General features: G+C 58.4%; 13 protein-coding genes and 1 other RNA gene. 5 read left to right on the top strand and 9 right to left on the bottom strand.

Annotation, left to right across the window (positions count from 1 at the left end; all coding sequences use genetic code 11):
• Nucleotides 1-25 precede the first annotated feature (25 nt).
• The 9 genes from GJA_RS19050 to ompA form a co-directional block, all read right to left on the bottom strand.
• On the bottom strand, nucleotides 26-274 hold the full coding sequence (locus GJA_RS19050) for a DUF3297 family protein (RefSeq protein ID WP_038495353.1): 249 nt from the start codon (nucleotides 272-274) through the stop codon (nucleotides 26-28).
• A gap of 114 nt (nucleotides 275-388) precedes the next feature.
• On the bottom strand, nucleotides 389-1339 hold the full coding sequence (locus tag GJA_RS19045; protein WP_167541134.1) for a Csu type fimbrial protein: 951 nt from the start codon (nucleotides 1337-1339) through the stop codon (nucleotides 389-391).
• 539 nt (nucleotides 1340-1878) lie between these two features.
• Nucleotides 1879-2367, bottom strand: a complete 489-nt coding sequence (locus tag GJA_RS19040; protein ID WP_038495348.1) for a PIN domain-containing protein — start codon at nucleotides 2365-2367, stop codon at nucleotides 1879-1881.
• Entirely contained in the window at nucleotides 2364-3431 is a 1068-nt protein-coding gene (locus GJA_RS19035; RefSeq protein ID WP_038495346.1) for a helix-turn-helix domain-containing protein, read from the bottom strand. The genes GJA_RS19040 and GJA_RS19035 overlap by 4 nt, the downstream gene beginning before the upstream one ends.
• A 252-nt stretch (nucleotides 3432-3683) precedes the next feature.
• Nucleotides 3684-4403, bottom strand: coding sequence for a site-specific integrase (locus GJA_RS19030; protein WP_277914423.1), 720 nt, complete (start codon nucleotides 4401-4403; stop codon nucleotides 3684-3686).
• Between the two features lie 317 nt (nucleotides 4404-4720).
• Nucleotides 4721-5081: a transfer-messenger RNA gene (ssrA, locus tag GJA_RS26865) on the bottom strand.
• Nucleotides 5082-5247: 166 nt separating this feature from the next.
• Entirely contained in the window at nucleotides 5248-5937 is a 690-nt protein-coding gene (locus GJA_RS19025) for an HAD family hydrolase (RefSeq protein WP_038495342.1), read from the bottom strand.
• 55 nt (nucleotides 5938-5992) lie between these two features.
• Nucleotides 5993-6688 (bottom strand): bifunctional 2-polyprenyl-6-hydroxyphenol methylase/3-demethylubiquinol 3-O-methyltransferase UbiG, encoded by a 696-nt coding sequence (gene ubiG, locus GJA_RS19020; RefSeq protein WP_038495339.1) that lies wholly within the window; start codon nucleotides 6686-6688, stop codon nucleotides 5993-5995.
• A gap of 118 nt (nucleotides 6689-6806) precedes the next feature.
• On the bottom strand, nucleotides 6807-7520 hold the full coding sequence (gene ompA, locus GJA_RS19015; protein ID WP_038495336.1) for an outer membrane protein OmpA: 714 nt from the start codon (nucleotides 7518-7520) through the stop codon (nucleotides 6807-6809).
• A gap of 539 nt (nucleotides 7521-8059) precedes the next feature.
• On the opposite strand from ompA, the gene gyrA reads away from it, so the two are divergent.
• The 5 genes from gyrA to GJA_RS18990 all read left to right on the top strand — a co-directional run bounded on the left by gyrA (nucleotide 8060) and on the right by GJA_RS18990 (nucleotide 15175).
• Nucleotides 8060-10750 (top strand): DNA gyrase subunit A, encoded by a 2691-nt coding sequence (gene gyrA, locus GJA_RS19010; protein ID WP_038495332.1) that lies wholly within the window; start codon nucleotides 8060-8062, stop codon nucleotides 10748-10750.
• Between the two features lie 107 nt (nucleotides 10751-10857).
• Nucleotides 10858-11973: a 3-phosphoserine/phosphohydroxythreonine transaminase gene (gene serC, locus GJA_RS19005; RefSeq protein ID WP_038495329.1), complete on the top strand. Its 1116-nt coding sequence runs from the start codon at nucleotides 10858-10860 to the stop codon at nucleotides 11971-11973.
• A gap of 72 nt (nucleotides 11974-12045) precedes the next feature.
• On the top strand, nucleotides 12046-13116 hold the full coding sequence (gene pheA, locus GJA_RS19000) for a prephenate dehydratase (RefSeq protein ID WP_038495326.1): 1071 nt from the start codon (nucleotides 12046-12048) through the stop codon (nucleotides 13114-13116).
• 37 nt (nucleotides 13117-13153) lie between these two features.
• A complete protein-coding gene (gene hisC / locus GJA_RS18995) occupies nucleotides 13154-14266 on the top strand; it encodes a histidinol-phosphate transaminase (RefSeq protein ID WP_038495323.1) in 1113 nt (370 codons plus the stop codon).
• A gap of 6 nt (nucleotides 14267-14272) precedes the next feature.
• The gene (locus GJA_RS18990) at nucleotides 14273-15175 is read left to right on the top strand and encodes a prephenate dehydrogenase (protein WP_038495320.1); all 903 of its coding nucleotides are present in this window, start codon (nucleotides 14273-14275) and stop codon (nucleotides 15173-15175) included.
• Nucleotides 15176-15192 lie beyond the last annotated feature (17 nt).

Raw genomic sequence — 15192 nt, 5'->3', positions numbered from 1 at the left:
TCCATCCGACGCCGGACCATCCAGATTAACGGTAAAACGCTTCGACTTTGCCTTTTAATTTGATCAGCATCGCGCGGCCGCGGCGGTCCAGGGTTTTGCCGGCAGGTACTTTAATCCAGCCTTCGCTGATGCAGTACTCTTCGACATCCGAGCGTTCCTTGTCGTTGATTTTAATGCCGATGTCGTGTTCGAACACGGCAGCGATATGATAAGGGCTGCTTGGGTCGATGGACAGGCGGTCGGGCAGGGGCGGGAGGGTAGTGGTATCGTTCATGGGCCAGATTATCCACTAGAACGGCGGCCAGTACAACGGACGGCGTGCAGGCCGGACGCGGAGGCACGGCGCTTGACGGTCGCCTCTGCCGCGTCCCGGCACTGATAAATATGGTTAAAAATAGACGGTTGCAGTCACCTTGTCGCTATAATCCCCCGGCGACGGCGTGGTTTGGCTGGGAATCAGCCCATAGATCGTCACTTGCTGGCTAGCGCCGGTACCCACATTATCGTAAGTCGTCGTACCAGCTGTGCCATCGCCCCAGATCGGGCCATCCAGGCTGGATGACAATCGATAAGAAACAGTTTCGTTGCTTAGCGCATTCTTCATCCTGCGGTCATTTTGTGCATTCGTCACGTTGCCGCCGCTCAATACGATTCTGTAACTGTTCGCCACCGTGCACTTCACCGTGACATTACCGGTGGCCCGTATACCTCCGGACAATACGCCCCGCGAACCGAACGCCACCGGCGTGGTATTGATCAGGCAGTCATTAATGATGTTGGCCCGGACATTGAATCCAAACGAGGCCGTGGTGCCGGAAGTCTGGCAAGGACGAACAATAATGGAGCCCGACGTATAGTTAATCGTCCCGGCGCCGGTGAAATTCGTCGCGTAGGTGGTGGTGGCGTTGGACTCGGTCGCGGCCAGGGCCAGGTCGCTGGCGGAGATTCTGGCATATACCGGGAAGGTTAAGGTGTTGGTGCCAATCGCAAGCAATCCACTGAATAAGGTATTGATGGAGCTGGTGGTCGCATAACCACCCCATACATTGGCGGGTGTGTAAGTGGCGGTCCGATATAAATTGAACGGTATTTTCTTGGTGCCGTTGGTCAGAACCCGGGAGTTGATATCAATCGCGCCCGGGCCGGGATCCAGGTTGGCGCAGACGTTGATATTCGGAAGGATGATGATATTACCGTCCAGGATGATAAAAGTGCAGGTAATGCTGAGTGTGCCGTTGGCGAAATAATCCTGTCCGGAAACGGGGCTGACATTGCCAAAGGAGATGTCCGTCATCGAGGCGGAACATATATCGGCTTTTGCGTCGCTTATTGTCATCATCAGCAGCACGACTGTGAATAGCGAAAGAAAGAGGTTTCTTGGCGATTTTATAGTAGGCATAGTTTAAATGGAGGGCCATGGATGAGTCTGGCGGCTTCAAGAAACAAGCGCAATACTGTGGTGGTTAACAGTGCTTGCCGACGTTTGGGGCTGACTGGTATGTTGAGTATAGACGAGGAGGGAGGAGTTGGGGATTCAAGCGTGCGCGGGGTGGATATTGTAGCGCGGTGCTGTTGCAGGTGATGCTGACGGCGAAATTGATGAGGTGAATTTTTTATGGGTTATTCGATTTGTCGATACTTATTTTTGCATTTGCCATTTCCCTGGATCTCAATATTTCGTCTGGAAAAAAAAGACTTCCGAGCTTGCACTTTTGGAGCCTTATTTTTTTGTCCGGTGGTTGAGATGGCGGGAATCGAACCTACCGAAAATGCAGTGTTCTATAGCGTTACGCTTGATTAGCTGGCATTTTGCAGATATTAAAAAAATCGTCACGAAGTAGATGTCGGTCTAAGCATTGCTTCCATTAATGCAGCACGTCAAATTTGCCAGTTAGCAATGCGTAATGCGCACTCTTGTCGTGGCAGTCTTGCGCCGGCAGCGAGCATGGCTTGCAAACCCATGGCAGCTTGTATTTTTGTTACAATATTTACTTCCACCAGTCTGTCGAGCAGCCATAGTGCTCCGTGGACTTGTAAACCATCTTTTGCCGCTTGTTTTCTGAGCTGTCCATCACCCGTCAAAAGAGGACGCCCAGTAGACTTAGCTAAAAAGTAACATGAGACATCAGCGAGTGAACTATTGTTATGCGCGTCGGTAAGTTCAGATAGGCTCTTGACTGAATCTTCATCCAGTTCCACAACGGACAAACCCATTTCAGTTAACTCATCATGGTCAAAATCATTGAGCTCGAACAGAACAAAGTCAGTACAGCAAAGCGTGAATGGAAGTTGAAACAGCACTTCCAACATTCCCGCGTGTCTGAAGTCAATTAGTATGTTTGTGTCACTAATGTAAACTAAGTTCATTCATGCACCAGTGCGCCACATACCCCAGCATCAAGTTGACTGATCGGAATTTGAAGGAATTCAGCTGCTCGTGAAACCGTAATCATCCCTTCGGCCAGCGCCCGAAATACTAAGGACTCAAATCGACGAGGGCGTTCGCTAGGCAAAGCCCCCGGTTCCATCCTTCTCCACCCGTTCCCAGACATAGTAATGGTTATCGCTTGGTATCCGGCTGGACTTAGTAGACCAAGATCCTTGAGGCGTCGAACAATCGCTTGCATTGAAATACCGTAGAGCTCTTTTGCATTTAGCAACTCTTGGGGGTGAACTCTTGAACGAGTATGCCCACCGAACTCGACCTTCACCTGTGCAGCGGGGAACAGAAATGCGCCGGCAAAACGATGACAGCATATTTCTTTGGTCTTATCATCCATTGACTCTGGAAGTTCCATGACCCAGTGACCTAGTTCATGTGCTGCAGTGAAGCGCATTCGCTCACCTGGACGATCTTTGTTGAGTGAAATGAGAACATTGGTTTCGTCATGGGACGCGGCGCACGCGCCATCAAAGTCCTCAGATACATTCAATAAGATTATTTTGATGCCGTGGAACTCCAAGAGATCAGTAAGGTTGGCAATTGCGTCTCCGCCGATTGCCCACCGGGCACGTAAAGTGTTCGCGGCTTCTTCGGCTTCCTCAACCGAGCTAACTTTTAATGACCTTGGAGGAAGTACAGTTGCTCGTACTGATTCGTCAAAACACATTTCCAGCGAAAGGTATCGGTCCAAGTGGTCATGCATGAGTTCGCTAACTTGCGCCTGCCGATAGAGTGGCATTTTGGCAAGCTTTCTAAACTCAAGCGGCGCAAGTGATACGGTTTCTTTTCGGAAAAAATACTCCGGCTTTACCTCTAAAGCTCTTGCCAGCTTAAGGATTCTTGCGGAGTTTGGAGCCATCTTCCCGCTCTCAAATTTGCTCAGTGCTTGCTTGGTGATATCGCCCATTTTTTGGGCGACTTCATCTAACGACATGCCTCGCGAAACGCGTGCCCGTCGAATTCTCTCATTGATTTTTGACTTTTCCATGGTTGACAAAATACGGACTTATTCATGATTTGTCAACCTAAATCATAGTATTTGCGCATTGTGAAAAAGAAAGAAAATCGCATGCCCTGAGCCTATATTGCAATATTGCATTACGTCAACTTTCCGCATGCGATCTGATCAAAATAAGGGAAGTTAAATCTTGGCAATATTTTCAAATAGTATTTCAACACGGCTCCCTGCTAATGTATCTGCATCCGGCATCCACCGCCCGTATACTCGAGCAATCATGGTCTAGTCCGCATGTCCCATCTGTTTTGCCACCCACATTGGGTGCTCTCCGGCCGATAGCATCATGCTGGCGTACGTGTGCCGTGTCTGGTAAGGATTGCGATACCGTACGCCAGCATTTTGCAATATCCCCGTCCACAGCGTTTTGCGGATAGGCTGGTCGCCCTCCCAGCGCCGCTCCAGGCGAGGATTTTGAAAAACTTCCTCGCCCTTCACCCATGTGAATGCCTTTTGTTCCTGTAGCGCATGCATGGCGCGCTCCAGCAGCTTATCCTCGCGGCGGCCGGCGTTGGTCTTGGTGCTCTCCGCCGCCTTGGAATGCTGGATGAGGGCTCGTGTCACCATCACGACCCCACGAACGAAGTCCACGTCGGCCCAGTCCAGGGCCACCAGTTCTGACGTGCGCAAGCCGGTCCAGAAGGCAAACTGCAGCAGGTTGCGCCCCTGGCCGGTTGCCTGCGCCAAAATCGCCGCTTGTTCCTCCTTCGTAAACGGGTCGATATCGTCTTTCGACTGCGGCGCCTCGACCTTGGAATAGCACCAGCGCGCCAGAGGATTGACCTCGATCAGCTCGTTCTTTATCGCGTCATTCAGCGCCTTGCGCAGCGCCGACAGCATGATGGTGCCGAGCCAAGGGATCAGCTGAGCAACGACGATTTTGCGATAGCCGTTGTATGTGCTGACGGTGAGGTGTTTTTTCTGCCTCTCCAGCCACTTGTTCAGAAACGCCCCTATGTCTGTGCATCACGAGTTGGAGTCAGGTTTTCCATTCAGACTCGACCTCAGCCGCGCGATGTACATCGGGCCGCCAATGATGTGCTTAGGAAAAACAGCCTGCGCCCCAAAACCTAGCCAGACGAATCGGAGAGGGTTGCGCTTGCAAGCGCAACCCGGTTTTGCGGCGCCGAGCTGCGCTCGCCGAATTCCCGCAAAACCCCCGCGTCCGTACCGTCCGCGGATGCGGTTCCCGGCTGGCGGCAGCGAAAGGATAAAAACAAAGGCCCCCGAGCTTGCGCTCGGGGGCCTTTGTTTTTATCCAGTGGTGGAGACGGCGGGAATCGAACCCGCGTCCGCAAGCACTCTACAGACAGTTCTACATACTTAGCACTGCCATTTAATTTAACCGGTACAACGCGGACGTGCACGCTGTGTACAAGCGAGTTACCTATTATTTAGTCGAATGCTAAGTAACCCAGCATCAGACGAGTCCCTGTAAATGACTCCAGAGCTTTTGACGGCCCACCCCAGGGACGAGGTGTTCTAGAGCTAGCAGCGATTAAGCTGCCAGTGCGTACGATTTATCGTTTGCAGTTAAGTTTTTTCTGGGTGTATTTACGAGGTAACCAGCCCTCGGTATGCCCTGCGCTGCTTTGCAACCCACGTCGAAACCAGGTCGTCCCCACAGAACTTTGATTTTAACCCAATTCGCCCAAGCTTGCAGGCTTGTTTCCCTATCAAGCTGCGATGATGTCAAACTCTGCCCATTCCAGGTCGTCATCTACCTGCTTGGCCGGGGCTCGTCTGCTTCCGCGTCAAGCCCCTGCGACATCAAACGCATGCCAGATAATCAAGCCGCCAGTTGCCCGCGCTGTACCACCCCGCGCACCACTTCCAGCAAGGCCAGCGGCGATTCCAGCAGGTAATCGGCGCCCCAGTGCTGCGGTTCGACCGCACCGCAATAGCCCCAGGCGCAGGCGATGGTCCGCATGCCCGCGGCTTGGCCGGCCTGGATGTCGCGCAAGTCGTCGCCGACATACCAGCATTGCTCAGGGGCGAGTTCCAGCCGGCGCGCCGCTTCCAGCAGCGGGGCCGGGTGCGGTTTCGGATGCGCCATGGTGTCGCCGGAAATCACGCAGCCCGCCTTGTGCAAGCCGATCTGGCCGATCAGCGGGTCGGTGAAGCGCGCCGCCTTGTTGGTCACCACGCCCCAGGCCAGGCCCAGTCCGCTCAAGCCGTCCAGCATTTCCGGTACGCCGCCGAACAGGGTGCTGTGCACCGCCAGCGCCGCCGCGTAGTTGTCGAGGAAGCTGACGCGCAGCTCTTCGTAGCCTTCGTCTTCCGGTTTGATGCCGAATGACGCGCCTATCATGCCGCGCGCGCCGGCCGAGGCGGTCGGGCGCAGCAGTTCGTAGGGCGTCGCTTCCAGGCCGCGCTTGCTGCGCAGCAGGTTGAGCGCCGCCGCCAGGTCTGGCGCGGTGTCGGCCAGGGTGCCGTCCAGGTCGAACAGGATGGCGCGCGGCGCAGTAGGTGTGGTCATGGCTGGTATCGGATAAATGAAGGAAAACGGCGGCCACGGCCGCCGGTCAGGATGGTTAAAGCGGCCGGCTGCAAGCCACCAGGTAGTTGACGCTGGTATCCTGGTTCAGCGAGTAGATCTTGGTCAGCGGGTTGTAGCTCATGCCTTTCAAGCCATCGACGCTCAAGCCGGCGCTGCGCGCGAATTGCGACAGTTCGGCCGGGGTGATGAACTTGTCGTAGTCGTGCGTGCCCTTGGCCAGCAGGCGCAAGATGTATTCGGCGCCGATGATGGCGAACAGGTACGCTTTCAGGTTGCGGTTCAGCGTAGAAAAGAATACCTGGCCGCCCGGCTTGACCAGCTTGGCGCAGGCGCGCACCACGGACGATGGATCCGGCACGTGTTCCAGCATTTCCATGCAGGTCACCACGTCGTACTGGCCGGCTTCCTGCTCGGCCATGTCTTCGGCGGCGATCAACTGGTAGCGCACCTGCGCGCCCGATTCGAGGCTGTGCAGGTCGGCCACTTTCAACGCTTTTTCGGACAGGTCGATGCCGGTCACGCTGGCGCCTTTTTTCGCCATCGATTCGGCCAGGATGCCGCCGCCGCAGCCGATGTCGATCACGCGCTTGCCGGCCAGCGGCACGCGCGCATTGATCCATTCCAGGCGCAGGGGGTTGATTTCGTGCAAGGGACGAAACTCGGATGTGGGGTCCCACCAGCGATGGGCCAGCTCACTAAATTTTTGCAGTTCTAAGGGATCGGCGTTCATAGGTCGAATAATAACGGCTATTTGCGGAAACGGCAGCCATGGACGTAAAAAAACCCCGCCGTGGCGAGGTTTTTTCAGCCGGCGCACATTGCTGCGCGCCGTGTTTGCCAGTAACTAATTACTTGCGGGTACCGACAACTTCGATTTCCACGCGACGGTTTTGTGCGCGGCCAGCTGCAGTTTTGTTGTCTGCGACTGGTTGTGCTTTACCTTTGCCTTCGGTGTACACGCGGTTGGTTTCGATACCTTTCGAAACCAGGTAAGCTTTCACAGCTTCTGCGCGACGGATCGACAGTTTTTGGTTGTAAGCTTCGGTACCTACCGAGTCGGTGTGGCCGACAGCGATGATGACTTCCAGGTTGATGCCGCCCAGTTTCGATTGCAGGTCGTCCAGTTTCGCTTTGCCTTCCGGTTTCAGGGTGGCTTTGTCGAAATCGAAGAATGCATCAGCGGCGAAGCTGACTTTTTCCGAGGTTGGCGCAACCACGACTGGTACTGGAGCTGGTGCAGGGGCTGGAGCCGGTGCAGGCGCTACAGGTGGCGGCGGAGGTGCGACGCACTTGCCGTCTTGCAGGGTTTCTGGCGCTACGCACAGCGGTACGTCGCAACCTGGCACCGCGTCAGCTGGTGTCCAGTAGCCGGTGCGCCAGCACAGGCCGAATGGATCACGGACGATAACGCCACGTGCATCTTGCACATAGGCGCTTTTTGGGCTAGGTGCTTTCAGATCGGTGGTCACTGGCGCGAACGGTGGCGAGGTTGGGGTCTGGGCCGAAGCCGAGCCAGCAATCACTGCGGATGCAGCGAAAAACAACGTTACAAATTTATTCATTCTTTTTTCCTTTCGGGGATGATATCCGCAGAACAACACTGCGCTACTTGACTTGCGTGCCGAGATTTTAACATGCAGGTTAGAAACGCTCGTTTCCTATTGCGAAACTTGCAATTAACTTCACAACCATTTTGCCACACGCGTTCCCGGCACACGAACGTGGTTAAATCAAAGTTTCCCCGATTTTAGACTTGTCGTTGTTTTCCTGCAACGCAAACACCGGTTTGTTACAAGGCACTTACATTTGCGCGGGCTTTTTGCCACATTAACGGGCAGTGACTGAAAATTACATTACTTTTATGCACTATTCGCAGGCATGACTGCACAAAAGCGGTGCAAACCGGCCATCCATGCGGCTTGCCGCAGATTTGCGCAGCACGCCGGGCGCGCATGCTAAAATCGTACGCTTGACTGTTAACAACATGGTGTGCCGGTCACCGCGCCCGCCACCAGAGCAACAGCCGCCAAGGATATGCAGTTTGCGTCACACATTGCGTAACAGATAAGTTAACCACAGCCTGAGATCAGTCGAACCGCCAATGGATCAATTCGCAAAAGAAACAATTCCTATTTCCCTCGAAGAAGAGATGCGCAAGAGCTACCTCGATTACGCGATGAGCGTGATCGTCGGCCGCGCCTTGCCGGACGTGCGCGACGGCTTGAAGCCGGTGCACCGCCGGGTCTTGTTCGCGATGCATGAAATGAATAACGTGTGGAATCGTCCTTACGTCAAGTGCGCCCGCGTGGTCGGCGAAACCATGGGTAAATACCATCCGCACGGCGACGCGTCGATTTACGACACGCTGGTGCGCATGGCGCAGGATTTCTCTTTGCGCTACACGCTGGTCGATGGCCAGGGCAACTTCGGTTCGGTCGACGGCGACGCCGCCGCCGCGATGCGTTACACCGAGTGCCGCCTGGACAAGATCGCCAGTGAAATCCTGGCCGACATCGACAAGGATACCGTCGATTTCGTGCCGAACTATGACGGCAAGGAAAAGGAACCGTCGGTGCTGCCGACCAGGATTCCGAACTTGCTGATCAACGGCGCCTCCGGCATCGCGGTCGGCATGGCCACCAACATCCCGCCGCACAATATCACCGAAGTGATCGACGGCGCGCTGCATGTGCTGCGCAATCCGGATTGCAGCATCGACGAGCTGATCGACATCATCCCGGCGCCGGACTTCCCGACCGCCGGCATCATCTATGGCGTGTCCGGCGTGCGCGACGGCTACCGCACCGGCCGCGGCCGGGTGGTGATGCGCGCCAAGACCCACTTCGAGGAATTCGGCAAGGAAGGCGGCCGCATCGCGATCATCGTCGACGAGCTGCCATACCAGGTCAATAAAAAGTCGCTGCTGGAGCGCATCGCCGAAAACGTCCGCGACAAGAAGCTGGACGGCATTTCCGACATCCGCGACGAGTCCGACAAATCGGGCATGCGCGTGGTGATCGAGTTGAAACGCAATGAAGTGCCGGAAGTGGTGCTCAACAACCTGTACAAGCAGACCCAGTTGCAAGACACCTTCGGCATGAACATGGTGGCGCTGGTCGATGGCCAGCCGCGTTTGCTGAACTTGAAGCAGATGCTGCAATGCTTCCTGGCGCACCGCCGCGAAGTGGTCACGCGGCGCACCGTGTTCGAATTGCGCAAGGCGCGCGAACGCGGCCACGTGCTGGAAGGCCTGGCGGTCGCGCTGGCCAATATCGACGATTTCATCGCCATCATCAAGGCCGCGCCGACGCCGCCGATCGCCAAGGTCGAGCTGATGTCGCGTCCCTGGGATTCGTCGGTGGTGCGCGAAATGCTGGCCCGTACCGGCGACGGCACCACCGTCGGCGGCATCGACGCCTTCCGTCCGGAACACCTGCCGAAGCACTATGGCATGCAGGCCGATGGCTTGTACAAGCTGTCCGACGACCAGGCGCAAGAAATTTTGCAAATGCGCTTGCAACGTTTGACCGGCCTGGAACAGGACAAGATCGTCAACGAATACAAGGAAGTGATGGCCCACATCGCCGACTTGCTGGACATCCTGGCCAAGCCGGAACGCGTCACCGTCATCATCACCGATGAAATGACGCTGGCCAAAAACGAATACGGCGCCGGCAACAAGGACGTGCGCCGTTCGCAGATCGAGCTGAACGCGACCGACCTGGAAACCGAAGATTTAATTACGCCGCAAGACATGGTGGTGACCTTGTCGCACACCGGTTACATGAAGGCCCAGCCGATCACCGAATACCGCGCGCAAAAACGCGGCGGCCGCGGCAAGCAGGCGATGGCGACCAAGGAAGAGGACTGGATCGACCAGCTGTTCATCGCCAATACCCACGATTACATCCTGTGCTTCTCGGACCGCGGCCGCATGTACTGGCTGAAGGTGTGGGAAGTGCCGCAAGGTTCGCGCAATTCGCGCGGCAAGCCGATCGTCAATATGTTCCCGTTGCAGGACAATGAAAAGATCACCGTGATCCTGCCGCTGTCGGGCGACAACCGGGTCTTCCCGGAAGACCATTATGTGTTCATGTCGACCAGCCTGGGCACCGTCAAGAAGACGCCTTTGAGAGACTTCAGCAATCCGCGCGCAAAGGGCATCATCGCGGTCGACCTGGACGAGGGCGACTTCCTGATCGGCGCCGCGCTGACCGACGGCAAGCACGACGTGATGCTGTTCTCCGATTCCGGCAAGGCGGTGCGCTTCGACGAAAACGACGTGCGTCCGATGGGCCGCACGGCGCGCGGCGTGCGCGGCATGAACCTGGAAGAAGGCCAGCACGTGATCGCGCTGCTGGTGGCCGAGAACGAGCAGCAATCGGTATTGACGGCGACCGAGAACGGTTACGGCAAGCGTACCCCGATCACCGAATACACCCGTCACGGCCGCGGCACCAAGGGCATGATCGCGATCCAGACCAGCGAGCGCAACGGCAAGGTGGTGGCCGCGACGCTGGTCGACACCAGCGATGAAATCATGCTGATCACCACCGGCGGCGTGCTGATTCGCACCCGGGTGTCGGAGATCCGCGAGATGGGCCGCGCCACCCAGGGCGTGACGCTGATCGCGGTCGAAGACGGCACCAAGCTGTCCGGCTTGCAGCGGGTGGTCGAGACCGATATCGATGAAGTCGAGTTGAGCACCGAGGCCGCTTCGGCCGCCCCGGTGGCACCGCGCGACAATCCGGCGGCAGCGCCTGACCAGGCGCCGGACGAAACGGCAGAGTAAAATGATTGGGGCCCCTTATCCGGGCCCCAATTGCTATCTATGGCCGCTGTTTGCCAATACGGCAAGTGCGCCAGCGATCCACTTAACAACTATCCAGGACCGTCAACGTGACCCACATTTATAATTTCTCCGCCGGCCCCGCCGTCTTGCCGAAGGAAGTGTTGCAACAGGCCGCCGCCGACATGCTCGACTGGCATGGCAGCGGCATGTCGGTGATGGAGATGAGTCACCGCGGTCCCGAATTCAGCGCCATCTATCAAGCGGCCGAGCGCGACCTGCGCGACTTGCTGGCGGTGCCGGACAATTACAGGATCCTGTTCATGCAGGGCGGCGGGCTGACCCAGAACGCGGTGATTCCGATGAACCTGGTGGGCCGCACCGCGACCGTTGACAAGCCGGCCACGGTCGATTTTGTCGTCACCGGTTCCTGGTCCGCCAAGTCGCACCAGGAAGCGGCGCGCTACGCCAGCGTGAACATCGCCGCGTCGTCCCGGGCGCAGGGCTTTTCGACCGTGCCGCCGCAAGCGCAATGGAATCTGACGCCCGGCGCGGCCTATCTGCACCTGTGCACCAATGAAACCATCGACGGCGCCGAATACAATTTCACGCCCGAGCTGGGCGGCCTGTCGGCCGATACGCCGATCGTGGCCGACATGTCGTCGCACATCCTGTCGCGCGTGATCGACGTGTCGAAATACGGCGTCATCTTCGGCGGCGCGCAAAAGAATATCGGCCCGGCCGGTCTGACGCTGGTGATCGTGCGCGAAGACTTGCTGGGCCATGCGCTGCCATGCTGCCCGTCGACCTTCGACTGGAAAGTGGTGGCCGACAATGCGTCGATGTTCAACACGCCGCCGACGTATGCGATCTATATCGCCGGCCTGGTATTCCAGTGGCTCAAGCGCCAGGGTGGCGTGGCGGCCATGGAACAGCGTAATATCGAGAAAGCGGCGCTGTTGTACGCGGCGCTCGACGCCGATGATTTTTATAGCAACCCGATTGATCCCGAATGCCGTTCGCGCATGAATATCCCGTTTTTCCTGCGCGACGCATCATTGAATGAAGCATTCCTGGCCGGCGCCAAGCAGCGCGGCCTGCTGCAACTGAAGGGCCACAAGTCCGTCGGCGGTATGCGAGCATCGATTTACAATGCGATGCCGATCGAGGGCGTGCAGGCGCTGGTCGATTATTTGAATGAGTTCGCCGGCCGCGGCAAGGCTTGAACTGGCTTGAACGAGCCTGAATTTTGCCAGCGGCGGCAAAGATCGAAATACAGCAGACGAAGTCCATCCACCATGACAGACAAATTAAAACCATTGCGCGAAGAGATCGATGCGATCGACGCGCAAATTCTTGACCTACTCAACCGCCGCGCGCTGGTGGCCCAGCAAGTCGGCCACGTCAAGGCCGAAACCCGCGCGCCGGTATTCCGTCCCGAGCGCGAGGCGCAGGTGCTGCGCGGCGTGGCCGAGCGCAATCCCGGGCCGATGGGCAACCGCGAAGTGCAAACCATCTTCCGCGAAATCATGTCGTCCTGCCGCGCGCTGGAAAAGCGCGTCACGGTCGCTTACCTGGGGCCGGTCGGCACCTTCAGCGAACAAGCCGTGTACCAGCAATTCGGCAGCGCCGTCGACGGCTTGCCGTGCGTGTCGATCGATGAAGTGTTCCGCGCCACCGAAGCTGGCACCGCCGATTTCGGCGTGGTGCCGGTCGAGAATTCGTCGGAAGGCGCGGTCAACCGCACGCTCGACCTGATGCTGCAAACCAGTTTGATCATCAGCGGCGAGATATCGATCCCGATCTATCACAGCCTGATGAGCAAGAGCGGCAATATGGACGGCATCACGGTCATCTGCGCCCATTCGCAGGCGCTGGCGCAATGCCAGGCGTGGCTGAACCAGCATTACCCGCAGATCGAGCGGCGCGCCGTGGCGTCCAACGCCGAAGGCGCGCGCATCGCCAGCGACGACCCGACCACGGCGGCGATCGCCAGCGAAATGGCGGGCGAACAGTACAAGCTGGGCGTGATCAAGGGCCATATCCAGGACGATCCGCACAACCGCACCCGTTTTGCGGTGGTCGGCACGTTGGCGACCGCGCCGTCCGGCCAGGACCAGACCTCGCTGGTATTGGCGGTGCCGAACAAGGCCGGCGCCGTGTACCAGCTGCTGGCGCCGCTGGCCCGGCATGGCGTGTCGATGACGCGCTTCGAATCGCGCCCCGCGCGCATCGGCACCTGGGAGTATTATTTCTACGTCGATATCGAAGGCCATGTGCACAACCCGGCGGTGGCGCAGGCGCTGCTGGAGTTGAAGGATAACGCCGCCTTCTTCAAGGTGCTCGGCTCGTATCCGCTGAGCCTCTAACGTTCACTTACGTTCACTTTATTTAATTAAAAATACCATGTCCCATAATTTTGGTCCGCAACACGTCCGCGCCATCGCGCCTTACCAGAACGGCAAGCCGATCGCCGAAGTCGCGCGTGAATTCGGTCTCGACGAGGCGTCCATCGTGAAGCTGGCGTCGAATGAAAATCCATACGGCTTGCCGGAATCGGCGAAGCAGGCGATGTTCGCCGCGGCCGCCGAACTGGGCCGCTATCCGGACGCCAACGGCTTCGATTTGAAAGCCGCGCTGTCGGCGCGCTACGATGTGCCGGCCGACTGGATCACGCTCGGCAACGGCAGCAACGATATCCTTGAAATCGCCGCGCACGCGTTTGTGCAGCAGGGCCAGGCGGTGGTGTATTCGCAGTATTCGTTTGCCGTATATGCGCTGGCCACCCAGGGCCTGGGCGCGCGCCACATCGTGGTGCCGGCGCGCGATTACGGCCATGACCTGGCCGCGATGCTTGCCGCGATCGACAGCGATACCAGACTGGTCTTCATCGCCAATCCGAACAATCCGACCGGCACCTTCCTGCCGGCGGCCGAACTGGAGGCATTCCTGAAGCAGGTGCCGGCCCACGTGGTGGTGGTGCTCGACGAAGCGTACAACGAATACCTGCAGCCGGAACAGCAATACGAATCGGCGGCCTGGGTGAAACAGTATCCGAACCTGGTGGTGTCGCGCACGTTCTCGAAAGCGTACGGCCTGGCCGGCTTGCGGGTCGGTTTTGCGATTGCCCAGCCGGTATTGACCGATTTGATGAACCGCATCCGCCAGCCGTTCAACGTCAATTCGATGGCGCAGGCGGCCGCCGTCGCCGCGCTCGGCGACAGCGCATTCCTGGAGCAGGGCGCGCGCAACAACGCCGCCGGCTACCGCCAGTTCACCGAGGCGTTCGACGCGCTGGGCCTGGAATATGTGCCGTCCCACGGCAACTTCGTGCTGGTCCGCGTCGGTGACGACGACGGCGCCGGCGCGCGCATCAACCTGGCCTTGCTGAAGCAGGGCGTGATCGTGCGCCCGGTCGGCAGTTACGGCTTGCCGCAGTGGCTGCGCATCTCGATCGGTTTGCCGCAAGAGAACGCGGTCTTGATCGCGACGCTGACCAAGGTGCTGGCGGAAGGTTGAGGCGCTATGTTAAATAAAGTTGTTATTGTCGGCGTCGGCTTGATCGGCGGCTCGTTTGCGCGGGCCTTGAAGCACGCCGGCGCGGTCGGCACCGTGGTTGGCGTCGAGCGTTCGGCCGCGTCGCTGGCCCGCGCGCTGGAACTGGGCATCATCGATGTCGCGACGGATGACCTGGCGCAGGCGCTCGATGGCGCCGACCTGGTGCTGCTCGCCGCGCCGGTGGCGCAAACCGAAGCGATCCTGGCGGCGCTGCTGCCGCATCTGCAGGCCGGCACGGTGCTCAGCGACGCCGGCAGCACCAAGACCGATGTGGTGGCCGCGGCGCGCCGCGCGCTGGGCGCCAAGGTTCATCAGTTCGTGCCGGGCCATCCGATCGCCGGACGCGAAACCAACGGGCCGGACGCCGCCATCATCGATCTGTACCGGGGCAAGAAAGTCGTGCTGACGCCGCTGGCGGAAAATGCCGCGGCCGATGTCGAGCGGGTCGCGCAAGCGTGGCGTGCCTGCGGCGCGCTGATCCATGCCTTGACGCCGCAAGAGCACGATAAGGTGTTCGCCTCGGTCAGCCATTTGCCGCATTTGCTGGCCTTTGCGCTGGTCGACGATATCGCCCACAAGCCGCACGCCGATCTGCTGTTCCAGTATGCCGCCAGCGGTTTCCGCGACTTTACCCGCATCGCCGGATCGTCGCCCGAAATGTGGCGCGACATCAGCCTGGCCAATCAAGCCGCGCTGCTGAACGAACTCGATGCCTACCTGTCACAATTGACACAGCTGCGCGGCATGCTGGCCGCCGGCGACGGCGCCGCCATCGAGGCTGTGTACGGCAACGCCCAGCGCGCCCGCGAACAGTGGATCGCGACGATCGAGTCCGCCGAAGCCCCGGCCGCGGCCCGCTCACACCCCTAGAATCTTCAAGGACCAAT

This window comes from Janthinobacterium agaricidamnosum NBRC 102515 = DSM 9628 (assembly GCF_000723165.1).
Lineage (GTDB): Bacteria > Pseudomonadota > Gammaproteobacteria > Burkholderiales > Burkholderiaceae_D > Janthinobacterium > Janthinobacterium agaricidamnosum.
Note: the sequence above shows the minus strand (reverse complement) of the source record. Positions and strands in the feature narration are given on the sequence as shown.